Origin of the sequence: Stenotrophomonas sp. 704A1, from assembly GCF_030549525.1 — a bacterium.
GTDB lineage: Bacteria > Pseudomonadota > Gammaproteobacteria > Xanthomonadales > Xanthomonadaceae > Stenotrophomonas > Stenotrophomonas tuberculopleuritidis.
Genome location: NZ_CP130831.1, coordinates 3,957,358 through 3,978,633, shown reverse-complemented (window position 1 = coordinate 3,978,633; position 21,276 = coordinate 3,957,358). Strand labels below are relative to the sequence as shown.

At 68.3% G+C, this 21,276-nt stretch carries 21 protein-coding genes; 10 read left to right on the top strand and 11 right to left on the bottom strand.

Translation table 11 applies throughout. The annotated features are described in order from the left end of the window. Nucleotides 1-112: 112 nt before the first annotated feature. From fhuE to Q5Z10_RS18165, 3 genes are all read right to left on the bottom strand, one after another. Nucleotides 113-2,272 carry a ferric-rhodotorulic acid/ferric-coprogen receptor FhuE gene (gene fhuE, locus Q5Z10_RS18175; protein WP_303636756.1) on the bottom strand — a complete coding sequence of 720 codons (2,160 nt, stop codon included), beginning with the start codon at nucleotides 2,270-2,272 and terminating at the stop codon, nucleotides 113-115. Nucleotides 2,273-2,462: 190 nt separating this feature from the next. Then, complete coding sequence (locus Q5Z10_RS18170) at nucleotides 2,463-3,014, bottom strand: M23 family metallopeptidase (protein ID WP_303636755.1); 552 nt, start codon at nucleotides 3,012-3,014, stop codon at nucleotides 2,463-2,465. Between the two features lie 149 nt (nucleotides 3,015-3,163). Then, nucleotides 3,164-3,646: an Lrp/AsnC family transcriptional regulator gene (locus Q5Z10_RS18165; RefSeq protein WP_303636754.1), complete on the bottom strand. Its 483-nt coding sequence runs from the start codon at nucleotides 3,644-3,646 to the stop codon at nucleotides 3,164-3,166. A 72-nt stretch (nucleotides 3,647-3,718) separates the two neighbouring features. On the opposite strand from Q5Z10_RS18165, the gene Q5Z10_RS18160 reads away from it, so the two are divergent. Beyond that, complete coding sequence (locus Q5Z10_RS18160; protein WP_303636753.1) at nucleotides 3,719-4,594, top strand: EamA family transporter; 876 nt, start codon at nucleotides 3,719-3,721, stop codon at nucleotides 4,592-4,594. 125 nt (nucleotides 4,595-4,719) lie between these two features. On the opposite strand, the gene Q5Z10_RS18155 is transcribed toward Q5Z10_RS18160, so the two are convergent. The 4 genes from Q5Z10_RS18155 to Q5Z10_RS18140 all read right to left on the bottom strand — a co-directional run bounded on the left by Q5Z10_RS18155 (nucleotide 4,720) and on the right by Q5Z10_RS18140 (nucleotide 8,005). Continuing rightward, entirely contained in the window at nucleotides 4,720-5,457 is a 738-nt protein-coding gene (locus tag Q5Z10_RS18155) for an endonuclease/exonuclease/phosphatase family protein (protein WP_303636752.1), read from the bottom strand. Between the two features lie 53 nt (nucleotides 5,458-5,510). Beyond that, nucleotides 5,511-6,341: a thiol:disulfide interchange protein DsbA/DsbL gene (locus tag Q5Z10_RS18150; RefSeq protein ID WP_303636751.1), complete on the bottom strand. Its 831-nt coding sequence runs from the start codon at nucleotides 6,339-6,341 to the stop codon at nucleotides 5,511-5,513. Nucleotides 6,342-6,447: 106 nt separating this feature from the next. Beyond that, nucleotides 6,448-7,098, bottom strand: coding sequence for a thiol:disulfide interchange protein DsbA/DsbL (locus Q5Z10_RS18145; RefSeq protein WP_303636750.1), 651 nt, complete (start codon nucleotides 7,096-7,098; stop codon nucleotides 6,448-6,450). Between the two features lie 106 nt (nucleotides 7,099-7,204). Continuing rightward, the gene (locus Q5Z10_RS18140; protein ID WP_303636749.1) at nucleotides 7,205-8,005 is read right to left on the bottom strand and encodes a c-type cytochrome; all 801 of its coding nucleotides are present in this window, start codon (nucleotides 8,003-8,005) and stop codon (nucleotides 7,205-7,207) included. Nucleotides 8,006-8,160: 155 nt separating this feature from the next. On the opposite strand from Q5Z10_RS18140, the gene yihA reads away from it, so the two are divergent. Both yihA and Q5Z10_RS18130 read left to right on the top strand, forming a co-directional pair. Then, nucleotides 8,161-8,763: a ribosome biogenesis GTP-binding protein YihA/YsxC gene (gene yihA / locus Q5Z10_RS18135; RefSeq protein ID WP_303636748.1), complete on the top strand. Its 603-nt coding sequence runs from the start codon at nucleotides 8,161-8,163 to the stop codon at nucleotides 8,761-8,763. Between the two features lie 326 nt (nucleotides 8,764-9,089). Continuing rightward, nucleotides 9,090-10,454 (top strand): glutamate--cysteine ligase, encoded by a 1,365-nt coding sequence (locus tag Q5Z10_RS18130; RefSeq protein WP_303636747.1) that lies wholly within the window; start codon nucleotides 9,090-9,092, stop codon nucleotides 10,452-10,454. Between the two features lie 39 nt (nucleotides 10,455-10,493). Here Q5Z10_RS18130 and Q5Z10_RS18125 read toward each other — a convergent pair whose 3' ends face one another. Together Q5Z10_RS18125 and Q5Z10_RS18120 are read right to left on the bottom strand one after the other, a co-directional pair. Further along, nucleotides 10,494-11,750, bottom strand: a complete 1,257-nt coding sequence (locus Q5Z10_RS18125; protein WP_442758927.1) for an NnrS family protein — start codon at nucleotides 11,748-11,750, stop codon at nucleotides 10,494-10,496. A gap of 128 nt (nucleotides 11,751-11,878) precedes the next feature. Next, nucleotides 11,879-12,937 (bottom strand): NAD(P)-dependent alcohol dehydrogenase, encoded by a 1,059-nt coding sequence (locus Q5Z10_RS18120; protein ID WP_303636745.1) that lies wholly within the window; start codon nucleotides 12,935-12,937, stop codon nucleotides 11,879-11,881. A 106-nt stretch (nucleotides 12,938-13,043) separates the two neighbouring features. Here Q5Z10_RS18120 and Q5Z10_RS18115 point away from each other — a divergent pair, with 106 nt between their 5' ends. Both Q5Z10_RS18115 and Q5Z10_RS18110 read left to right on the top strand, forming a co-directional pair. Continuing rightward, nucleotides 13,044-13,928: a LysR family transcriptional regulator gene (locus Q5Z10_RS18115; RefSeq protein WP_303636744.1), complete on the top strand. Its 885-nt coding sequence runs from the start codon at nucleotides 13,044-13,046 to the stop codon at nucleotides 13,926-13,928. A gap of 39 nt (nucleotides 13,929-13,967) precedes the next feature. Beyond that, nucleotides 13,968-14,636 (top strand): SMI1/KNR4 family protein, encoded by a 669-nt coding sequence (locus tag Q5Z10_RS18110; RefSeq protein ID WP_303636743.1) that lies wholly within the window; start codon nucleotides 13,968-13,970, stop codon nucleotides 14,634-14,636. Nucleotides 14,637-14,645: 9 nt separating this feature from the next. Here the strand turns inward: Q5Z10_RS18110 and Q5Z10_RS18105 are convergent, their stop codons facing one another. Then, nucleotides 14,646-15,062: a VOC family protein gene (locus tag Q5Z10_RS18105; protein ID WP_303636742.1), complete on the bottom strand. Its 417-nt coding sequence runs from the start codon at nucleotides 15,060-15,062 to the stop codon at nucleotides 14,646-14,648. Between the two features lie 59 nt (nucleotides 15,063-15,121). After that, nucleotides 15,122-16,225 (bottom strand): alkene reductase, encoded by a 1,104-nt coding sequence (locus Q5Z10_RS18100; RefSeq protein ID WP_303636741.1) that lies wholly within the window; start codon nucleotides 16,223-16,225, stop codon nucleotides 15,122-15,124. Nucleotides 16,226-16,353: 128 nt separating this feature from the next. On the opposite strand from Q5Z10_RS18100, the gene Q5Z10_RS18095 reads away from it, so the two are divergent. From Q5Z10_RS18095 to Q5Z10_RS18075, 5 genes are all read left to right on the top strand, one after another. Then, complete coding sequence (locus tag Q5Z10_RS18095) at nucleotides 16,354-17,262, top strand: LysR family transcriptional regulator (protein WP_303636740.1); 909 nt, start codon at nucleotides 16,354-16,356, stop codon at nucleotides 17,260-17,262. A gap of 81 nt (nucleotides 17,263-17,343) precedes the next feature. Further along, on the top strand, nucleotides 17,344-17,619 hold the full coding sequence (frmR, locus tag Q5Z10_RS18090; RefSeq protein WP_005411009.1) for a formaldehyde-responsive transcriptional repressor FrmR: 276 nt from the start codon (nucleotides 17,344-17,346) through the stop codon (nucleotides 17,617-17,619). Between the two features lie 58 nt (nucleotides 17,620-17,677). Then, the gene (locus Q5Z10_RS18085; protein WP_303636739.1) at nucleotides 17,678-18,787 is read left to right on the top strand and encodes an S-(hydroxymethyl)glutathione dehydrogenase/class III alcohol dehydrogenase; all 1,110 of its coding nucleotides are present in this window, start codon (nucleotides 17,678-17,680) and stop codon (nucleotides 18,785-18,787) included. A 50-nt stretch (nucleotides 18,788-18,837) separates the two neighbouring features. Beyond that, nucleotides 18,838-19,668: an S-formylglutathione hydrolase gene (gene fghA / locus Q5Z10_RS18080; RefSeq protein WP_303636738.1), complete on the top strand. Its 831-nt coding sequence runs from the start codon at nucleotides 18,838-18,840 to the stop codon at nucleotides 19,666-19,668. A 153-nt stretch (nucleotides 19,669-19,821) separates the two neighbouring features. Beyond that, nucleotides 19,822-21,267, top strand: coding sequence for a GGDEF domain-containing protein (locus tag Q5Z10_RS18075; protein WP_303636737.1), 1,446 nt, complete (start codon nucleotides 19,822-19,824; stop codon nucleotides 21,265-21,267). The last annotated feature ends 9 nt before the right edge of the window (nucleotides 21,268-21,276 follow it).

The window sequence follows — 21,276 nt, the reverse complement described above, 5'->3', positions numbered from 1 at the left end:
AGAGCCGAGCCATGCTCGGCTGCTTTGCGCGAAAGCCAGTCGAGCATGGCTCGACTCTACAAAAACCGCGTACACGACGCAGGGCGCCGGGAATCGCCCGGCGCCCTCTGCATCAGAACGACCAGGTGAAGGTCAGCGAGCCGTTGCGGCCATCGCCGTAGGCCCCGTAGCCATTGATCTGCGACAGGTACTTCTTGTCCAGCAGGTTGTTGAGGTTGGCCTGCACGCTGAACTCCGGCGAGATGCGGTAGCGCACGAACGCACTGACCAGCGCATAGCCGCTCTGCTCGATGCGGCCGTAGGCCGGAACCGCGTAATAGATCCGGTTCTGCCAGTTGGCACCACCGCCGACGGTCAGCGCCTGCAGCGATTGCGGGGTGTAGCTGGTGAACAGCTTCAGCGCGGTCTGCGGCAGGTTGGTGTTGATGTCGGCATCGTTGGCGTCCTTGGCCACGTAACGCGAGGCACCGAAGGTCGCGTTCCAGCCCGGTGCCAGTTCACCGTTCAGCTCGAACTCGAAGCCACGGCTGACCGTACCGCGCGCGGCGCGATAGGCGAATTCGTTCTGGCTGCCGGGCACCGGCTCGCCGGTGATCTGGCCGACGTTGTCCTGCTCGATGCGGAACACCGCCAGCGAGGCATTCAGGCGGTTGTCGAACCAGGCGCCCTTCACGCCCACTTCGTAGCTCTTGCCGTCGACCGGGTCGAGGTAGCTGCCATTGCGGTCCTTCAGCGTCTGCGGCTGGAAGATCTCGGTGTAGCTGGCATAGGTCGAGTAGGTGTCGTTGATGTCGAACACCAGGCCGGCGTAGGGCGTGGTTTCCTTGTGCGAGCGGTCGGCGCCTTCACCTTCGCTCTTCCAGTCGGTGTAGCGCGCACCGAGGATCAGCTTCAGCGGATCGGCCAGCGACAGGCGGGCGGCCACGTAGCCGGCCTTCTGGGTGATGGTGCCTTCACTGGCCAGCGCCAGCGGGTTCCAGTTCGGCTCGGCGATGTTGCCGGTCCAGTTGAGGTAGCTGGTGAACGGGTTCCAGGTCTGGCCGGCGCCGCCGACCTGGTAATCGCCGTAGTTGGCGTAGTCGCGCTTGTTGTAGCTCAGGCCTGCCATCAGCTGGTGTTCGCGGCCGAACAGCTGGAACGGCCCATCGACATAGCCATCGACGCCGGTGACCTTGCGCTCGGTGTTGTAGAAGCCGGACGACGGCGAAATGCCGGCACCGGTGTTCTTGTCGAAGAAGGAGGCACCGGTGACCCAGTCGTTGTAGGCCGGGTAGAACAGCTTGTCGTCGGCCTTGGTCTCATCGTGGGTGGCGCCGATCTTGAACTTCCAGCCGTTGCTGAAGGCATGCTGCAGGGTGGCGAACGCGCGCTTGCTGGTGGTGTCCCAGTAGGTCCAGTCCGGGCTGGCGTTGAACGATTCGTCGTAGCCGGTCGGGCTGCCGTCGGAGAACAGCATCGGGAAGCCGCCCCAGGTCGCGCCGTTGGCGCGCTTCTGCTGGTAGTCGTAGCCGACGCTCAGCTGGGTGTCCGGAGTCAGGTCGGCATCGATCACCACATAGCCCAGGGTCTTGTGCTGGTTGTAGCGATCCATCTGCGCGTCGGTGTCCAGATAGCTGCCGATCACGCGGCCACGCACGCTGCCGCTGGCGTTGAGCGCGCTGCCCACGTCCACGGTGGTGCGGGTGCGGCCCCAGCTGCCGACGTTCACCGACACGCTGCCGGCCAGCTCGGCGCTGTCGGCGTGCTTGCGGATCAGGTTCACCGAGGCCGACGGATTGCCGGCGCCGCTGAGCAGGCCGGTGGCGCCGCGGACCACTTCCACGCGGTCATACAGCGCCAGGTCCAGGCCGGAATCGCCGTAGCTCCAGTTCTGCACCATCTGCGTCGGCAGGCCATCGAACTGGTAGGCATCGATGTAGAAGCCGCGCGCGTAGAACTCGGTGCGCTCGCTGTCGGACTGGGTGCTGGTGACACCGGTGGTGTTGGCCAGCACGTCGATGATGTCGTCCAGGTTCTGATCTTCGATGCGCTGGTGGCTGATGATGCTGACCGACTGCGGGATCTCGCGCGGGGCGAGGTCGAAGCGGGTGCCGGCCGACGTGCGGCGCACCGAGTAGCCTTCGGCGCGCTCGCCCTTCACCACGACCTTGTCGAGCGTGGTCGGGTCGGCGGCGGTTTCAGCGAAGGCCGCCGGGGTGACGACGCAGAGCGCGGCGAGCACGGCACGGGAGAGCCGCTGCGGCTGCAGGGGACGGAAGGCGGGACGGATCATGGGGGTTCCTGGACGGGCACATGCGTTCGGCCGGCATCCAGAGTGGCGTGGCGCAGGGGGAAAAAGGACGGGCACGCCGTCCTGGCGGCACCGGAAACGAAAGGAATGGTAATACGAACTATTCCTATTTACAAACCGTGAACGGCATGGCACGCCCGGTCGCGCCGCGTTCGACGGTGCAACGCGCGGGTCAGCGCAGCAGCGGGCGCGGGTCGCGGGCGCCTTCGCTGCCGTAGATGCCCCAGTGCAGGTGCGGCGGCGTGCCCTTGGCGTTGCCGCTGTCGCCGACATGGCCGAGCAGGTCGCCCGGTTGCACCACCTGGCCGCGCGCCAGGCCCTCGGCCCAGTCTTCCAGGTGCGCGTAGTAGTAGCGCTCGCGCCCGGGACCGATCACCCAGACCTGGCGGCCACCGAGGCCGCTGTCGCGGATGTCGGCGACAACGCCGGGGGTTGCGCTGCGCACCGGGGTGCCGCGCGCGGCGAAGATATCGATGCCGGCGTGGGTGCGGTCGCGTCCGCGTGGTGCGCCGAAGGTATCGGCGATCTGCCGCGGCCGCACGCCGTCCACCGGCACCGGCAGTTCGGCGGCCGGTGGCATGCGCGAGAGTGTCCACAGCATCTTTGGTGCGGCGGCCCACGGGCTGTTCCACAACGCCATGGCGCCGACGCTGGCGATCAGCAGCAGTACGACGCGGAGCAGCCAGCGGCGCAGGTGTCGGGCAGGGGAGGGGGATCGGATCATGGCTCCGGGATGTAGAGTCGAGCCATGCTCGACTGCATGGAAGGTCAGTCGAGCATGGCTCGACTCTACAACGGCAAAAAGCAGAATCAGTCGAGCATGGCTCGACTCTACAACGGCAGAACGCAGAATCAGTCGAGCATGGCTCGACTCTACACAGCCGGTGTCAGCGGCACGTCGAAACTCCGCTTCAACGTGCCCAGCGCCACCGAGGTGCGGAAGCGCTCGATGTTGTCATCGCCACCGAACAGGCGCTCGGTGATCGCTTCGTACTCGTCCATCGACGCCGCCGAGAGCAGCAGCAGGAAGTCACTGTCGCCGGTGATCGCGTAGCACTGCTGCACGGCGGGGTCGTCCTGCACGCGACGGCGGAACGGGGCGACCTTTTCGCGCTGCTCGCTGACCACGCGCACCTCGACGATGATGGTCAATGGCCGGCCCACCCTGGAGGCATCGATCACCGCCACGTTGGCCGCGATCACGCCGCTGTCCTGCAGGCGCCTGATGCGCCGCTGCACGGCCGGCGTGGACAGGTGCACGGCTTCGGCGATCTGCCGTTGCGGCAGGGTGTTGTCCCGCTGCAACAGGGCCAGGATGGCGCGGTCGAAGCTGTCCAGCACGGGGGCGGTGGCCATGGTGAGCAGAAGTTGCGCGGGCGGGCCGTCAATTGAGCCAAGTGCTCGCCGTCGGCGCAATAGACTGGCGGCATGCAGACGTCTCGAATCGCGCCGATGTTGCCGGCGCTGGCGGTGCTCGGCTCGGTCACCGCACTGGCCATCGGTACCTCCTACGCCAAGCAGCTGTTCCCCCTGATCGGTGCCCAGGGCACCAGCGCGCTGCGCGTTGGCTTCTCGGCGCTGTTGCTGCTGCTGTTCTGGCGGCCATGGCGCTGGAAGACCCGCCGCGCGGATGCGATCACCATTCTGCGTTATGGCCTGACCCTGGGCCTGATGAACCTGCTGTTCTACATGGCCATCCGCACCATTCCGTTCGGCATCGCGGTGGCCATCGAGTTCACCGGGCCGCTGACGGTGGCGATGCTGTCCTCGCGGCGGCCGATCGACTTCCTCTGGGTGGGCTGCGCTGCCGCCGGCCTGCTGCTGTTGCTGCCGCTGGGCGGTGGCCCGGCGCTGGATCCGGCGGGCGTGCTGTACGCCATGGGGGCGGCGGCGTGCTGGGGGCTCTACATCGTGTTCGGCAAGCGCGCCGGCCACCTGCATGCCGGGCATTCGGTGTCGCTGGGGCTGCTGGCCGCGTCGCTGGTGGTGGTGCCGGTGGGCGTGATCCATGCCGGGGCCGCGCTGCTCGAACCGAAGATCCTGCTGGCCGGCCTGCTGGTGGCGCTGGTCTCCAGCGCGATCCCGATGTCCCTGGAGATGATGGCGCTCAAGCGCCTGCCCAAGGAGACCTTCGGCATCCTGATCAGCATGGAGCCGGCCGTGGCCGCGCTGTGGGCGATGCTGCTGCTGCACGAGCACCTGCATGGATTGCAGTGGCTGGCCATCGGCTGCACGGTGCTGGCCTCGGTGGGCAGCACGATGACCGCGCGGCGGTTGAAGGTGCCAGCGGCGCAGGCAGGGTAGCGCCGGGCCATGCCCAGCGGAGAGCTGTCAGAAGCCGGGTAGCGCCGGGCCATGCCCGGCGGAGAGCTGGCAGAAGCGGGGTAGCGCCGGGCCATGCCCGGCGAGCGCAGCGGCAGCGCGGGGGATCAGCGCAGCGCGCCGGACGGCACGTCGATCTGCATCGCCAGGGCGAGATGGTCGGAGAACGCAGCCGGCACCGCTTCCACGGTCCGCGTCTGCAGGCCACTGCTGACCAGGATGTGGTCGATCGCGCGGTCCGGGCGCCAGCTGGGGAAGGTCGGCACGATGCAGCCGGGCGGCTGCAGCCGGGTCTTCTGGTACAGCACCTGCATTTCCGGGCGCTCGGCCAGGCAGTTGAAATCGCCCATCAGCACCGCGTTGGGGTGGTCGGACAGCAGTTCGGCGATGAACCCCAGCTGCGCCATCCGCGAACCGGCACCCAGCGACAGATGTGCCACCGCCACGGCCAGGCCGTCGGCACCGTCGCCGAACTTGGCCAGCAGCACGCCGCGCCCGCCGATACGGCCGGGCAGGGCATGGTCCTGCACTTCCACCGGTTCCAGCCTGCTCAGCAGGCCATTGGCGCTGGACGCCACGCCCCCCATGCGCCGGTTCGGCTGGTGGCTCCAGTAATTGAAGCCGGCGCGCTGGGCCAGGTAGTGGGTCTGGTTGGTGAAGCCCGAGCGCAGGCTGCCCGGATCGGCCTCCTGCAGGCCGACGATGTCATGGCCGCGCGCCAGCGTGGCGATCGCGTCCAGGCTGCTGCGTTTGCGTCCCGCCGGCAGCGCATGTGACCAGCTGCGGGTCACATAGTCGCTGTAGCGGCGGGTACTTGAGCCGGCCTGGATGTTGGCCGTCAGCAAACGCAGGGTCCGTGTGTGGGGGGAAGTCACGGCCGGGAAAAACGCCTCGTTGATCAGTGGGCCTGGGCCGCACCGCGTTCGCGGGCGATCAGGTGGTCGGCGATGCGCAGCATGTCCGGGAAGCTCTTGCCCTTCACCAGGTACTTGCCGTTGACGATGATCGACGGGGTGCCGCTGATCTGGCTGCGCTGGGCGAACTGCTTGGCCGAGTTGGTCTTGGCGTTGACCGCGAAGCTGCCCATGGTGGCGGCGAACTGCTTCGGATCCACGCCGTAGGCGGCATAGAACTTGGCGATGTCCTCGACCGAATCACGACCGCGCTCGCCCTTCAGGGTCTTCTGCGAGTGGATGGCGGCATACAGCGCTTCGTGGGTCTTCTCCTGCACGCCCAGGGTCTGCGCAGCGTAGAAGGCGCGGCCGTAGTCATCCCAGGTGTTGCCGAACATGGCCGGCACGTAGACGAAGTTCACGTCGCTGGGCAGGCCCGCCTTCCACGGCCCCACCAGCGGCTGGAACGCGGCACAGGCCGGGCAGACATAGCCGAAGATCTCGGCCACTTCGACCTTGCCCGCTGCCGGCTGGAACGGCTGGCCGTTCGGGATCAGCTGGTAGTCGGCGCCTTCCACCGGGGCCGGGCCGGTCAGTGCGGCCGTGGTCGGGGCCGCTGCAGCGGCCGGTGCGGCGTCTGCCGGGGCCTTGTCGCCTTCGGCCGCCGGGGCGGTCGCGTCGCTGCCTGCGGCCGGGGCGGCGGCGGGTTCGGTGGCCGCCGGGGTCGCTGCCGGCGCTGCCGGGGCGGTGGTGTTGGCGGTGCCGTCGTCGGCCTTGCAGGCCGCCAGGATCGGCAGCAGCGCTGCGAGTGCGAGGGCGGCGAAACGGGTCTTCATGGAAACGTCTCCAGCATCTGGAAAGGTGGGGCCGGCGTCAGGCGCCGGCCAGAGGGAAATGATGACATGCGGCGGCGACAGCGCCGTGTCGATGGTGTGTGTTGGTTCAGCGGCCGCGGGCGGCGCGGGCCTGGGCGATCAGCGCCGAGGCGATGCGCAGCTGGTCGTCGAAGCTCTTGCCGCGGACCAGGTACTGGCCATTGATGATGAGGGCCGGGGTGCCCGGCACCTGGGTGCGCTGGGCGAAGGCGCGCGCCGCATCGACCTTCTGCTGCACCGCTTCACCGCGCAGGGCCTGCTTGTAGCGGTCGGCCGTGACGCCATAGGCGGTGTAGAAGGTGGCGAGCTCATCGGCCGAAACGTTCTGCATCGGCAGCGTGCCGTCAACGTGCAGGGCCTTGAACACCGCGCCATGGCTGCGCTTGGCCACGCCCACTTCATCGGCGGCGTAATAGGCCAGGGCCCAGGCATCCCACGCACCGCCGAAGGCGGCCGGGACCGGCGTGAAGCGCACGTCGGCCGGCAGCTTGGCGGCCCAGGCCGCCAGTTTCGGTTCGAAATGGGCGCAGTGCGGGCAGGTGTAGCCGAAGACCTCGACCACCTCGATCTTGCCGGCCAGCGGCTGGAACGGGCCGGGCTGGGCGATGCGCTCGTAGTCTTTGCCTTCGACCAGCGGGGCGTTGGCAGGGGTGGCGGCGCAGGCCGCCAACGGCAGCAGCACCAGCAGGGACAGCAGAAGGCGGGGAATCAACCTCATCGACACGCATCTCCGTTGAAAATGACAACGCCGGCGCAGCCGCCGGCGTGAAGGAAACATACCGCAGGCGCGGGCCGTCGTGGCGACCGGCGCCGACCAGTGGCGGTCAGGGGGCGGCAGCCGGTCGCGTCGCGGCGACCTCGGCGGCGAGATCGTCGGCCTTGTTGTGCAGGCCCTGCAGATAGCTGGAGAGCGCCTGCACCTCCTGTTCGGTCAGCTTCTGCGCGACCGCGGCCATGATCTGGAAGTGCGCCTTGTCGGTCTCGTTGGTCTGCCCGGCCTGGTACTCCTGCAGGCGGCGGGCGACGTAGCTGGCGTGCTGGCCGCCGATATGCGGGTAGGCCGGGCCGGGGTTGCCGGCGCCGCTGGGGCCATGGCAGGCCATGCAGGCCGGCAGCCCGCGCTGGGCATCGCCACCGCGGTACAGCTGCTGGCCGATCTCGTAGAACTTCATGCCCTTGTAGGGGCCCTCGGCGACCACGGTGTCGTCGGCGATGCCGGCGTTGGCCTTCTGGGTGGCGAAGAACGCGCCGATATCGCGCATGTCCTGCGGGGTGAGGTTCTGCACGAAGGGCACCATCGCCACCGCCGCGCCGGAACTGCGCTGGCCATTGGCGATCAGCGCCATCTGCTGGGCCGAGTAGCGTTCGCTCTGGCCGGCGATGCTGGGGTACATCTCCACCGTGGAGTTGCCGTCGGCGCCATGACAGGCCGCGCAGGCCGTGGCCTTGGTCTGCCCGGCCTTGGCGTCGCCCCAGGTGGTCTTGCTGAAGTCCACCTCCAGCGAGGCGGTGTTGATCGGCCCGTTGTCGGGCAGCGGGGTCAACGTGGTCTGCGCGAAGGCAGCGGCGGCAACGACGACAGCGGTAGCAAGGGCGGATACGGCAAGAACGCGAGCGTGGCGCATGCTGAAGCTCCGTATGGACCGGGCCGGGCGGCGGCGGCCGGCATCGCCTGGATTATCAACGCCGTTTCCGCGCACGGTCAACGCAGCAGTGCAGCATTTTCCCGCCAGGGCCCCCGGGCCGGGCGCGCGGCGCCGCAACATGCGATCCTATGCACATGTCATTGCTCATCGAACGCGCCCAATACCACCTGTCTGCCCACAACATGGGGCAGCTGCCGCCCGATGAGGGGGCCGAAGTGGCCTTTGCAGGACGCTCCAACGCCGGCAAGTCCAGTGCTCTCAACGCATTGACCCGCCAGAACAGCCTGGCCCGGGTCTCCAAGACCCCCGGCCGCACCCAGCAGCTGGTGTTCTTCAAGGTCACCGAAGACGCCCATCTGGTCGATCTGCCCGGTTACGGCTATGCCAAGGTGCCGCTGGACCTGCAGGCGCACTGGCAGGCCTTCATCGATCGCTACTTCCGCACCCGTGAGGCCCTGAAGGGGCTGGTGGTGGTGATGGACATCCGCCATCCGCTGAAGGATTACGACCGGCAGATGCTGGCCTATGCCGTGCAGCGTGGCCTGCCGGCGCATGCGCTGCTGACCAAGGCCGACAAGCTCAGCCGCAGCCAGCAGATGCAGACCCTGCAGAAGGTGCGCAAGGAGCTGCATTCTTCCTTTGGTGATACGGTCAGCGTGCAGGTGTTCTCCGGTGCCGCCCGTACCGGCGTTGACGAAGCCCGCGGCATCATCGGTGGTTGGTTGGGGTTGGAATAAGCGTTTTCCGCTGCGCTCGCCGGGCATGGCCCGGCGCTACCTGGTGGTTGCCGTTGCCGCTGCCGCTGCGCTCGCCGGGCATGGCCCGGCGCTACCAATGGTTGTCGCTGCCGGGATCCGGTAGCGCCGGGCCATGCCCGGCGGCTCCTCATGATGTCGCGAATGGCCGCCCCTGAGCGCGAGTACACGGGGGTCAAGATAGCGTCGGTAGGATGCTGAAACCCGTCTCCGTCGCATGCCGTAACGGGTCGCCACGCTATAGTGCGCCCTTGCGATGCAAGGCCCCCAGCCCCACATCCCCTGCCACCGTCCAGCGAGCCACCCCCTTGTCGAGCCCCAGCCACGTCGCCGATACGCCCATTACCGATCGCTCGCAGCTGGTGCAGGAGATCGCTTCCGGCGAGAAGCCCCGTTCGCAATGGCGCATCGGTACCGAGCACGAGAAGTTCGGATTCCGCCTGGATGATCTGCGTCCGCCGACGTTCGATGGCGAGCGCGGTATCGAAGCGCTGCTCAACGGCCTGGTCCGCTTCGGCTGGACCCCGGTGCAGGAAAACGGCAACACCATCGCCCTGCTGCGCGACGGCGCTTCGGTAACCCTGGAGCCGGCCGGGCAGCTGGAACTGTCCGGTGCCGCGCTGGAAACCATCCACCAGACCTGCGTGGAAACCGGCACCCACCTCAACGAAGTGGCACAGGTGGCCGGTGAGCTGCAGCTGGGCTTCCTCGGCATGGGCTTCCAGCCGAAGTGGGCGCGCGAGGAGATGCCGTGGATGCCCAAGGGCCGCTACAGGATCATGCGTTCGTACATGCCCAAGGTCGGTTCGCTGGGCCTGGACATGATGACCCGCACCTGCACGGTGCAGGTGAATCTGGATTACGCCAGCGAAGCGGACATGGTGAAGAAGTTCCGCGTGTCGCTGGCACTGCAGCCGATCGCCACCGCACTGTTTGCCGACTCGCCGTTCACCGAGGGCAAGCCGAACGGCTACCTGAGCTACCGTTCGCACATCTGGACCGACACCGATGCCGACCGCACCGGCATGCTCGACTTCGTGTTCGACGACGGCTTCGGTTACGAGCGCTATGTCGACTACCTGCTCGACGTGCCGATGTACTTTTCCTATCGCGATGGCATCTATCACGATGCCAGCGGGCAGAGCTTCCGCGATTTCATGCAGGGCAGGCTGCCGGTGCTGCCGGGCGCGTTGCCGACCCTGCGCGACTGGTCCGACCACACCACCACCGCGTTCCCGGAAGTACGCCTGAAGAAGTACCTGGAAATGCGTGGCGCCGATGGCGGTCCGTGGAGCCGGCTGTGTGCGCTGCCGGCGTTCTGGGTGGGCCTGCTGTACGACGACACCGCGCTGGATGCGGCGTGGGACCTGGTGCGCGATTTCAGCCTGGCCGAGCGCCACGCGCTGCGCGACGGCGTGCCCAGGCATGCGTTGAACCTGCCGTTCCGCACCGGCACCGTGCGCGACCTGGCCCGCGAAGCGCTGAAGATTTCCGTGGAAGGCCTGAAGCGCCGCGCCGCGCGCAATGCCGATGGCCAGGACGAAAGCAAGTTCCTGGACGTGCTGCAGGAGATCGTCGAGTCCGGCCTGACCCCGGCCGAACGCAAGCTGGCGCTGTTCCATGGCCGCTGGCATGGCGACGTGGACCCGGTGTTCCGCGAATTCGCGTATTGATCGCGTGGCGGTAGCGCCGGGCCACGCCCGGCGGGCCGCTCAGCCCGGCTTGCCGTCCCGGCGCGGGCTCAGGTAGATCCAGCCCAGCCGTGCCACCCACGGTGCCAGCGCCAGCAGCCAGCCGACGGCGGCGGCGAAATGCCACGCAGGGGCGTCGGGCATCAGCTCGGCGACGATGCGCATGATTACCACCGCCTGCAGCGTGACGAACGCGAACCAGGCCACCGCCGGCATCACCAGCGGGCGCCCGGAATGGCCCTGGGTGACCCGGGTCACCATCGCCACCAGCAGGCTGCCGAACAGGCCCACGGCAAGGGCATGCAACGGCGCGTGGCCGAGCAGGCGGGCGTGGCCGAGCAGGTGGCCGACGTCCTGCAGCAGGTACAGCGCGAAGCTGATCGGCAACCATGTCAGCGCCAGGAACAGGGCCGCGAGCAGGCCCGGCATCGGCGCGCGCGGCCACCAGTGCCACAGCGCCTGCAGCGACAACAGCAGCAGCGGTGCATCGGCCAGCCACAGCGCATTGTCGGCCTGCAACGCGGTCAGCAGCAGCCGCAGCATCAGCAGTGCCCACATCGCGGCCAGCCAGCGCAGCGGCCGCCACGGTACGTAGCCGGCCACCACGTTGTTGGCAAAGAACGGAATCATCCGGTGCGCGACGGAGAGGTAGACCGGCAGCAGCAGGCCGAACGTGCCGAGCGCCACGTTGAGCGGCATCCACGAGGCGTGGCCGCGGGCCACCGCCATGAACAGCAGCAGCCCCAGCCAGCCCAGCAGCAGCGCGGCGTAGCAGGCACGCGCGTGCCAGTTGCGGTTGCGACCGGCGGCCTTGAGCACGCCACCGAGCACGATCAGCCCCGCGCTCCAGCCCGCCAGCGCCAGCAGCAGGCCGGGCCACAGCCCGGGCGCCCAACCGCAGGCCGCGGCAATCAGCAGTGCCTGCCCACCGAACAGGCCCGCGCCCACCGGCGCATAGCAGCGGCGCGGCAGTTCGGGCTGGCCCATCCAGCGCGGGAACACGGTGAGCAGGAAGCCGAAGATGAAGCTGGGCAGCACCAGGTACTGCATCAGCAGCGCGTGCAGCCAGGCCGCAGGCAAGGGAGGCGGTTGCGGTGCCCACAGCCCGCGCAGCGCGCCCAGCCACAACGCCCACCACAGCATGGCCAGCAGCAGGTTGCTGGCGCCGATGAAGAACAGCAGCCGGTGCGGCGCACGCATCAGCATCGCAGGAGAGGGAGGGCAGGCCATGGGGCGAGTCTGCGCCCCAACGGTGGCACGGGCCTTGACCTTGGTCATGCCCGAGGGGTGGGGCAACCGCTGCGCTCGCCGGGCATGGCCCGGCGCTACCTGTCATTGCTGCGGCTGCGCAGGCCCACAAAAAACCCCGGCCAGGCCGGGGTTCTTCGTTCACTGCCGCCGATCGATCAGGCGGCGTTCTTCATGGTCGCCATGTCGATCACGAAGCGGTAGCGCACATCGTTCCTGGCCATGCGTTCCCAGGCTTCGTTGACGTTCTTGATGTCGATCATCTCGACGTCGCTGACGATGCCGTGCTCGGCACAGAAGTCCATCATCTCCTGGGTTTCGGCCATGCCGCCGATCGCCGACCCGGTCAGGTGCTTGCGGCCGAAGATCACGCTGCCACCGGTCAGCGGCGGGTCCAGTTCGGTCAGCACGCCGACCAGGCACATGGTCGCTTCGCGCTTGAGCAGGCCCATGTAGGGGTTGGTGTCGTGGCCGACCGGAATGGTGTTGAGCAGGAAATCGAAGCTGCCGGCGTGCGCTTTCATCTGGTCCGCATCGCGCGAGACCAGTACCTCGTCAGCGCCCAGGCGCTTGGCGTCGGCACCCTTCTCCGGCGTGGTGGTGATCATCACCACGTGCGCGCCGAGCGCCTTGGCGAACTTCACGCCCATGTGGCCGAGTCCGCCGAGGCCGATCACGCCGACCTTCTGGCCGGGGCCGACCTTCCAGTGGCGCAGCGGCGACCAGGTGGTGATGCCGGCGCACAGCAGCGGTGCGGCCGCCTTCAGGTCCAGCGTGTCGGCCACCTTGACCACGAAGCGCTGCTCGACCACCACATGGTCGGAATAGCCGCCATAGGTCGGCGCACCGCTTTCACGCTCGCGGCCGTTGTAGGTCCAGGTGGCGCCTTCGGCGCAGTACTGCTCCAGGTCGTGCGCGCAGGCGTCGCAGTGGCGGCACGAGTCGACCATGCAGCCCACGCCGGCATGATCGCCGACCTTGAAGCGGGTGACGTTGCTGCCGACTTCGGTGACGCGGCCGATGATCTCGTGGCCCGGCACCATCGGGTAGATCGAGCCGCCCCAGTCATCGCGGGCCTGGTGCAGGTCCGAATGGCAGATGCCGCTGTACAGGATCTCGATGCGCACATCGTTGGGGCCAACCGCGCGGCGCTCGAACTCGAAGGGCACCAGCGGGTCGGTATGGGTATGGGCGGCGTAACCACGGGCGAGGGACATGGGGAATCCTTGGCGGGTTTGTCGAAAGGCGTTTTACAATACGCGCGGTAACCCGGGGTAAGAAGCCCGGATATCGGCATGATTCATCAAGGCAGACTGCACAATCATGGCCACTGACAATCTCTCCCACCTGGCCGCGTTCGCCGCGGTGGCCCGCCATCGCAGCTTCCGTCGGGCCGGCGCCGAGCTGGCCCTGTCGACCTCGGCGGTGAGCTATGCGATCCGCGCGCTGGAGGAGCGGCTGGGGGTGGGGCTGTTCCACCGCACCACCCGCAGCGTGGCCCTGACCGAGGCCGGGCAGCGGCTGCTGGAGCGCCTGCAGCCGGCACTTGGGCAGGTGCATGACGCGCTGGAGGAGATGAACCAGTTCCGCGCCGCGCCGGCCGGCCTGCTGCGCATCAACGCCACCCGCGCGGCGGTGCCGACCCAGTTGGGGCCACGGCTGGCGCGCTTCCTGCACGCGCACCCGGATGTGCGGGTCGAACTGACCGAGAACGACGGCTTGGTCGACATCGTGGCCGAGGGCTACGACGCTGGCGTGCGCCTGCATGAGTTCGTGCCCGAGGACATGGTGGCGGTACCGATGGGGCCACCGTTGCGCGGGTTGATCGTCGGCTCCCCGGACTACCTGCAGCGTCGCCCGGCACCGCAGCATCCGCGCGACCTGGCCTCGCATGAGTGCATCCGTTTCCGCTTCGCCAGCGGGCATCTGTACAAGTGGCAGTTCGAACGCGATGGACAGGCGCTGGAAATCGATGTGCCGGGCCGGTTGACGCTGGGCGAGCAGGGCACCGTGGTCGGCGCGGTGCTCGATGGCATCGGCCTGGCCTACGTGCTGGAAGACACCGCGCGGCCGTACATCGATTCCGGGCAGATGGTGGCGGTGCTGGAAGACTGGAGCGAGCCGTTCGCCGGGTTTGCGTTGTATTACCCGAAGCAGCGGCAGATGCCCGGCGCACTGCGCGCGTTCGTGGACATGTTGCGCGCATGACCCTGCGGTAAGGTAGCGCCTCCCAGAACAAGGACGTCCATGAGCACGCTCGCCGGTCTCGAACAGGCCTCCGGCCAGACCTTCCCGCCACTGTTCCGCCAGCTGGTGGAAAGCAACCAGTTCAGCTGGGGCGCGCAGGGCCCGGACTGGTACCGCACGGTGTTCCCGCAGGTACAGCCGCAACCGCCGGTGCTGTTGTACGCCAGTGAGTACGAACCGATCGAACCGCGCGAACTGCGCGCAGCCTGGGAAGATCTGACCGCCGAGGATCACTACAATCCTCTGCGCGATGACCTGAAACTGCTGCCATTCGCGCGGACCGGCGCCGGCGACCATTACTGCTTCTGGACCAATGCGCCGGGCTTCGACGAGCCGCCGGTGCTGCTGGTCTGGCATGACGATGATCGCGCCGATCTGCTGGCGGCCAGTTTCCAGGATTTCCTGTTCCGCAGGATGGCCGAGGCGGTGGTCGAGCTGGAGGAAGAGGACTCGCTGCTTTCCGAAGGCGATATCGCCGCCAACCTGCAGGCCTGGCTCGGCACCCATCGCAACTGGCTGCGCGACGACCAGGTGGTGGCGCTGGAAGCGCTGTACGCGCGGGTGGACGAGATCGCCGACGGCGACATCACCGACGAGGACGTACAGCCGCTGCTGCAGCTGATCGCGTTCGATGGCATCGACAGCGCGATGCCCTACGTGCGGGAGTGACTCCGCCGGTCATTCCAGCAGTGCGTTGTAGCCTTCGCCACTGAACTGGATCAGGCAGAAGCCGTGCCCGAACGGGTCGGCGAGCACGGCAAGGTGGCCCCAGCGACGCTCGCGCACGGGTTGGGTGAGCGTCGCGCCGGCGGCGACGGCACGGGCCAGTGCGGTCTCGATGTCGTCCACCACCCAGTCCAGGTGCAGCGGGGTCCAGTGCCGCTCGTAGTCACGCACGTCGCCGTCTTCGGTGGCTGCGCTGCCCGCCTCGTTCTGCAGCAGGTAGAGCGCGGTGGGGCCCCCCAGCAGTTCGACCGCGGCCGGCCCCAGGCGCCGGCCGATGCGCAGGCCGAAGGCCTGGGTGTAGAAGGCTTCGGCCGCAGCAAGGTCGGGCACGTCGAGATTGACGATGAAGGACGCGGTGGGCGTATCCATGGACAGACTCGGTGGATGCGGGCTGGCAGTGTACGCCCGCACCCACCCGGGGTGAGGAACTACCGGGCCAGCGGGTAGTCCAGATAGCCTTCCCTGCCGCCGCCGTAGTAGGTCGTGCGATCAGGCGTGGCCAGTGCGAGATCGTGCTGCAGGCGCTCGACCAGGTCCGGGTTGGCGATGAACGGTTGGCCGAAGGCGGCGATGTCGATCGTGCCTTCGTCGACCAGGCGCAGGGCGTACTCACGGGTCATGCCGCCGGCCAGCAGCACGGTGCCGCCGTAGGCCTGCTTGAAGGCCTTCAGGAAGTCTTCGCCGATGGCGCGCTCGCCGTGCAGGTAGTTGTCATTCAGATGCACGTAGGCCAGCCCGCGCTTGCCCAGTTCTTCGGCCAGATACAGGTAGCTGGCCTCGTTTTCGGCATACGCGGGCATGTCGAAGACCTGGCTGTTCGGTGCCAGGCGCACGCCGACGCGTTGCGCGCCGATTCTTGCTGCCAGCGCATCGACGGTGTCCAGGATCAGCCGCGCGCGGTTGCGCAGCGAACCGCCGTAGAGGTCCTGCCGATCGTTGGTGAGGGGGTTGAGGAACTGCTCGAACAGGTAGCCATTGGCGGCGTGCAGCTCGATGCCGTCGAAACCGGCGGCGATGGCATTTTCCGCGCCACGCACGAAGTCGCTGACGATGCCTGGCACTTCGTCGGTGCGCAGGGCGCGCGGCGGGGTCGGATCGACACGGCCACGGCTGCCGTCATCCAGGTACACGAAGGCGAAGTTGCGCGGGTCGCTGCCCACGGCACGCGTACCGGCGCTGACCGGCTGGCCGCCGTCGGGCTGCAGCGAGCTGTGCGACATGCGGCCGACGTGCCACAGCTGGGCGAAGATCGTGCCCTGCACGGCGTGTACCGCGTCGGTCACCAACTTCCAGCCCGCCACCTGTTCGGCCGACCAGATGCCCGGCACGTCGATGTAGCCCTGGCCCTGCGGCGAGACCGGCGTGCCTTCGCTGATGATCAGGCCGGCGCTGGCGCGCTGCCGGTAGTACTGTGCGGTCAGCTCGTTGGCCACGGCGCCCGGGTTGCGGGCACGGGTCATCGGCGCCATGGCGATGCGGTTGTGGAGCGGGGTTCCCGCCAGGTCGAAGGGGCGGAACAGCAGGTCGGTCATCTCGGTCAACTCGGTGTGGGGGAGGGCGCCCGTGGCGCCGTGCACACAGGATGGAGTTGACATTGAGGCTCATAAAGAGCTTCGATTTCCCTCTTGGCGGGACATTGTGTCCCCAATGGAGGCTGCAGATGCTGCCCGTGGAGTCCTTGAATGGCCTGGTGACCTTCGTCACCACGGCGCGCGCCGGCACCTTCACCGAGGCGGCCGAAGCGCTGGGCATCTCGCGCTCGGCCGTGGGCAAGGCCATTGCCCGGCTGGAGGCGCGGCTGGGCGTGCGCCTGTTCCACCGCACCACCCGGCGCATCTCGCTGACCACCGACGGCGAGGCCTACTACGCCTCGTGCGCGGCCGCGCTGGATGAGATCTCCGCCGCCGAGGCCTGCCTGGGCTCGGCCGCGCACCTGCCCAGCGGACGCCTGCGCATCGACATGCCCTCGTCTTTCGGTCGCCTGGTGGTGATGCCGGTGCTGCTGAAGCTCTGCCAGCAGTACCCCGACCTGCAGCTGACCGTGACCTTCACCGATCACTTCGTCGACCCGATCGAGGAAGGCATCGACCTGCTGATCCGCTTCGGTGGCCTGCAGCAGGCCGAGCACCTGGTGGCGCGCCGGCTGGGTAGCCAGCGCCTGGTCACCTGCGCCGCGCCGTCCTACCTGCAGGCGCACGGCGTACCACAGACCATCGAGGACCTGCGTGCGCACCGCAGCGTCGTGGGGTTCCGGCACGGGCAGCCGGTGGCCTGGCGGATCGGGCCGGAAGGCGAGCATGCGCCCTTCATTCCCAGTGGCACCCACCAGCTCAACGATGGCGATGCGGTGATCGACGGCGCCATCGCCGGGCTCGGCATCTGCCAGATGCCGGTCTCGCTGGTGCGCCGTCACCTGCAGTCCGGTGCCCTGCAGTCGGTGCTGGACGAGTGCATGCAGCGACATGTCGAGATCCACGCGCTGTGGCCGCCGACCCGCCACCTGCGGCCGAAAGTGCGCTTCGTGGTGGATGAACTGACCCGGCTGGCCGCTGCGGGCGTGTTCGACTGAACGCCCTGGACGGCCCCGCGGATTGAGCCCCGGCGCCGCCTGTGTATACTATCCCCCAGTATAGTTCCGAGGTGGCCCGCGATGCCGCACTCCCCCGAAGAGAAGAAGAAGGTCCTGGCCCGCGTGCGCCGCATCCGCGGCCAGTGCGATGCGCTGGACCGCGCGCTGGAAGCCGGTGCCGACTGTGGGCCGGTGCTGCAGCAGATCGCCGCCATCCGTGGCGCGGTCAACGGCCTGATGTCGGAGGTGATGGAGGCGCATCTGCGCGAGGAGTTCGGCCAGCCCGCGGCCTCCGACGAACAACGCGCCGAACGCGTGCGCGACATGAGCGCGTTGATCCGCTCGTACCTGAAATAAACGATGGCGCACCATGGCGCCGCCCATCCTGTCATTGCCTGTCCCTGGAGAGTCCACCATGAAGTCCCGTGCCGCCGTCGCCTTTGGTCCCGGCCAGCCGCTGCAGATCGTCGAGATCGACGTCGCCCCGCCGAAGGCCGGCGAAGTGCTGGTCAGGATCACCCACACCGGTGTCTGCCACACCGATGCGTTCACCCTGTCCGGTGATGATCCGGAAGGCCTGTTCCCGGTGGTGCTGGGCCATGAAGGCGCCGGCATCGTGGTGGAGGTGGGCGAGGGCGTGACCAGCGTCAAGCCGGGCGACCACGTGATTCCGCTGTACACCGCCGAGTGCGGCGAGTGCCTGTTCTGCAGGAGCGGCAAGACCAACCTGTGCGTGTCGGTGCGTGCCACCCAGGGCAAGGGCGTGATGCCCGACGGCACCAGCCGCTTCAGCTACAACGGCGAGCCGCTGTACCACTACATGGGCTGCTCGACCTTCAGCGAGTACACCGTGGTGGCCGAGGTGTCGCTGGCGAAGATCAATCCAGACGCGAACCCGGAGCACGTCTGCCTGCTGGGTTGCGGCGTCACCACCGGCATCGGCGCGGTGCACAACACCGCCAAGGTGCAGGAAGGCGACAGCGTGGCCGTGTTCGGCCTCGGTGGCATCGGCCTGGCGGTCATCCAGGGTGCGCGCCAGGCCAAGGCCGGCCGCATCATCGCGGTGGACACCAACCCGTCCAAGTTCGCGCTGGCGCGCGAATTCGGCGCCACCGACTGCATCAACCCGAAGGACTTCGACACGCCGATCCAGCAGGTCATCGTTGAAATGACCACCTGGGGCGTGGACCACAGCTTCGAGTGCATCGGCAACGTCAACGTCATGCGTGCGGCACTGGAATGCGCGCACCGCGGCTGGGGCCAGAGCGTGGTGATCGGCGTGGCCGGTTCGGGCCAGGAGATCTCCACCCGTCCGTTCCAGCTGGTCACCGGCCGCAAGTGGATGGGCACGGCCTTCGGCGGCGTGAAGGGCCGCAGCCAGCTGCCGGGCATGGTCGAGGACGCAATGAAGGGCGACATCGAGCTGGCGCCGTTCGTCACCCACACCATGGACCTGGACAAGATCAACGAAGCCTTCGACCTGATGCATGAAGGCAAGTCGATCCGTTCGGTGGTCCACTACTGAGCCACGCCGGGTGGCAGGTCGTCGTGCCTGCCGCCCTTCGGGAGGAACCCATGGAACGCATTGAACACCGCGCCTGCTTCGGTGGCTGGCAGGACGTCTATCGCCACACCTCCACCACGCTGGGCTGCGACATGCAGTTCGCCGTGTACCTGCCGCCGCAGGCGGAAACCCGCAGGCTGCCGGTGCTGTACTGGTTGAGCGGGCTGACCTGCACCGAGCAGAACTTCATCACCAAGGCGGGCGCGCAGCAGTACGCCGCCGAACACGGGGTGATCCTGGTCGTGCCCGATACCAGCCCGCGTGGCGATGCTGTCGCCGACGCCGAAGGCTATGACCTGGGCAAGGGCGCCGGCTTCTATCTCAACGCCACGCAGCAACCGTGGGCGAAGCACTACCGCATGCACGACTACATCGTGCAGGAACTGCCGGCGCTGATCGAGGCGGGCTTCCCGGCGACCGACGCGCGTGGCATCAGCGGCCATTCGATGGGCGGCCACGGCGCGCTGGTGATCGCACTGCGCAACCCCGGCCGCTACCTCAGCGTGTCCGCGTTCTCGCCGATCGTGGCCCCCAGCCAGGTGCCGTGGGGACAGAAGGCGTTCACCGCCTATCTGGGTGACGACCGCGCCGACTGGGCGCAGTGGGACGCCACCGGGCTGGTCGCCGGCGCCAGCGAGCGCCTGCCGCTGCTGGTCGATCAGGGCCAGGCCGATGAATTCCTCGACAGCCAGCTGCAGCCGCAGCGCCTGCAGCAGGCCTGCGCTGCCGTGGGCCATCCGCTGACCCTGCGCCTGCAGCCGGGCTACGACCACAGCTACTACTTCATCGCCAGCTTCATCGGCGAGCACATCGCCCACCACGCCCGCGCACTGCAGGACTGAGCGGGGCCGCCGCCCGACCGCCAGGCAGCGGCCAGCGGCCGTGGCGGCCCGGCGCGGGCCCGGCGGCACCCGGTTTGCTGAGACGGATCACATCACCGTGGCGGCGCAGCGCGCTATGGTGCGCGCAGACGGCCTTGCGGATCTGGGGGATGCATGCCGGTGGTGCTGATGCTGCTGTTCGTGGTCTGCCACGGCCTGGTCCTGGCGTTCTGGCCGGGGACGGCCGGTGGTGGATCGTTCGCCTTCCTGACCGCCGCGCCGTTGCTGGCCGCAGCGGCCTGCCTGTGGCGTGGCCAGCACGACCGTGCGGCACTGGGCTGGCGTGCCACGGCACTGGCGCTGCTGCTGTGGGCCGGCGGCATGGGCATCAACATGCTGGATGCCGTCATCGCCGAGCGACCCGACATCACCCCGCGGGCCAGCCTGCTGCTGTACGTCCTGTACGGCGTGCCGCTGGTGTTCATCCTGGCTCGCGCGCGGCGCGAGCGCTGGACCATCAGCCTGATCGATGGCGTGATGGCTGCACTGCTGGGTGTGCTGTTCTTCGTGCATACCCAGTCCTTTGCCGACCGCATCGACATCGACGACCAGGCGATGGCCAACATGCAGCGCATGTTCGACATCCAGAACCTGTGCATCGCCGGCTTCGCGGTGGTGCGCTGGCTGGCCGGCGATGTTCCCGAACGGCGCAGCTTCTTCCGCGCGCTGGCGCTGTACGCACTGGCCTACCTGCTGGTGGCGTTCTACATCAACCACTACACCGCCGAGCAATCGTTCGGCGCGTACAACGATCTGCTGATCGACCTGCCGTTCCTGCTGCTGGCCGCGCTGGCACTGCGGCTGGCACCGGCACCCGGTCGGGTGCTGCACCCGCGCCTGTCCCGGCTGGTGCAGGCCGGTGGGCCGATCATCCTGCCGCTGCTGCTGCTGGTGGTCGGCACCCTGGTGGTGGACCACGCCCGGCCCCTGGCGGTGACCGCCTTCGTGGTGGCCACGCTCGGCTTCAGCCTGCGCAGCACGCTGTTGCAGATGGACCTGCTCGAGCGCCAGGCCGGCCTGGACCAGCTGGCGCGGCAGGATGGCCTGACCGGGGTGGCCAACCGCCGCCAGTTCGATGCGCTGCTGCTGGCCGAATGGAACCGCGCGCGGCGCAGCGGCAGCGAGCTGGGGCTGCTGCTGGTGGACATCGACCATTTCAAGGCATTCAACGACAGGCACGGCCATCCCGCCGGCGACCGCTGCCTGCAGGCGGTGGCCGCGGTGCTGCAGGCCACCGCCGGACGCGCCGCCGACAGCGTCGCGCGCTACGGCGGTGAGGAATTCGCGGTGATCGTGCCCGGCAGCGCCCTGTCGGGCGTGCTGGCGCTGGCCGAGCGGCTGCGCGAGGCGGTGGAAGCGCTGCCGCTGCCGGAGGGCTCGGTCAGCATCAGTGTGGGGGTGGGCTACCTGCATCCACCGGCGCTGGCCAGCGCCGACCAGCTGCTGGCCGATGCCGATGCGGCCCTGTATGCGGCCAAGCGCGGCGGTCGCAACCAGGTCACGCTGCATGCGCGGGTGCTGGACGATGAAAGCGGCGAGGAAGGCCGGATCGACTGCTGAGCCGTGCGC

Coding starts and splice junctions, on each gene's coding strand:
- Q5Z10_RS18150 (WP_303636751.1), bottom strand. CDS start 6,341: ATGAAGACCCGTTTCGCCGCCCTCGCACTCGCAGCGCTGCTGCCGATC.
- Q5Z10_RS18095 (WP_303636740.1), top strand. CDS start 16,354: ATGCTGCCCGTGGAGTCCTTGAATGGCCTGGTGACCTTCGTCACCACG.
- fhuE (WP_303636756.1), bottom strand. CDS start 2,272: ATGATCCGTCCCGCCTTCCGTCCCCTGCAGCCGCAGCGGCTCTCCCGT.
- Q5Z10_RS18140 (WP_303636749.1), bottom strand. CDS start 8,005: ATGCGCCACGCTCGCGTTCTTGCCGTATCCGCCCTTGCTACCGCTGTC.
- Q5Z10_RS18075 (WP_303636737.1), top strand. CDS start 19,822: ATGCCGGTGGTGCTGATGCTGCTGTTCGTGGTCTGCCACGGCCTGGTC.
- Q5Z10_RS18160 (WP_303636753.1), top strand. CDS start 3,719: ATGCAGACGTCTCGAATCGCGCCGATGTTGCCGGCGCTGGCGGTGCTC.
- fghA (WP_303636738.1), top strand. CDS start 18,838: ATGGAACGCATTGAACACCGCGCCTGCTTCGGTGGCTGGCAGGACGTC.
- Q5Z10_RS18100 (WP_303636741.1), bottom strand. CDS start 16,225: ATGACCGACCTGCTGTTCCGCCCCTTCGACCTGGCGGGAACCCCGCTC.
- Q5Z10_RS18125 (WP_442758927.1), bottom strand. CDS start 11,750: ATGACCAAGGTCAAGGCCCGTGCCACCGTTGGGGCGCAGACTCGCCCC.
- Q5Z10_RS18165 (WP_303636754.1), bottom strand. CDS start 3,646: ATGGCCACCGCCCCCGTGCTGGACAGCTTCGACCGCGCCATCCTGGCC.
- frmR (WP_005411009.1), top strand. CDS start 17,344: ATGCCGCACTCCCCCGAAGAGAAGAAGAAGGTCCTGGCCCGCGTGCGC.
- Q5Z10_RS18170 (WP_303636755.1), bottom strand. CDS start 3,014: ATGATCCGATCCCCCTCCCCTGCCCGACACCTGCGCCGCTGGCTGCTC.
- Q5Z10_RS18145 (WP_303636750.1), bottom strand. CDS start 7,098: ATGAGGTTGATTCCCCGCCTTCTGCTGTCCCTGCTGGTGCTGCTGCCG.
- Q5Z10_RS18120 (WP_303636745.1), bottom strand. CDS start 12,937: ATGTCCCTCGCCCGTGGTTACGCCGCCCATACCCATACCGACCCGCTG.
- Q5Z10_RS18085 (WP_303636739.1), top strand. CDS start 17,678: ATGAAGTCCCGTGCCGCCGTCGCCTTTGGTCCCGGCCAGCCGCTGCAG.
- yihA (WP_303636748.1), top strand. CDS start 8,161: ATGTCATTGCTCATCGAACGCGCCCAATACCACCTGTCTGCCCACAAC.
- Q5Z10_RS18110 (WP_303636743.1), top strand. CDS start 13,968: ATGAGCACGCTCGCCGGTCTCGAACAGGCCTCCGGCCAGACCTTCCCG.
- Q5Z10_RS18115 (WP_303636744.1), top strand. CDS start 13,044: ATGGCCACTGACAATCTCTCCCACCTGGCCGCGTTCGCCGCGGTGGCC.
- Q5Z10_RS18105 (WP_303636742.1), bottom strand. CDS start 15,062: ATGGATACGCCCACCGCGTCCTTCATCGTCAATCTCGACGTGCCCGAC.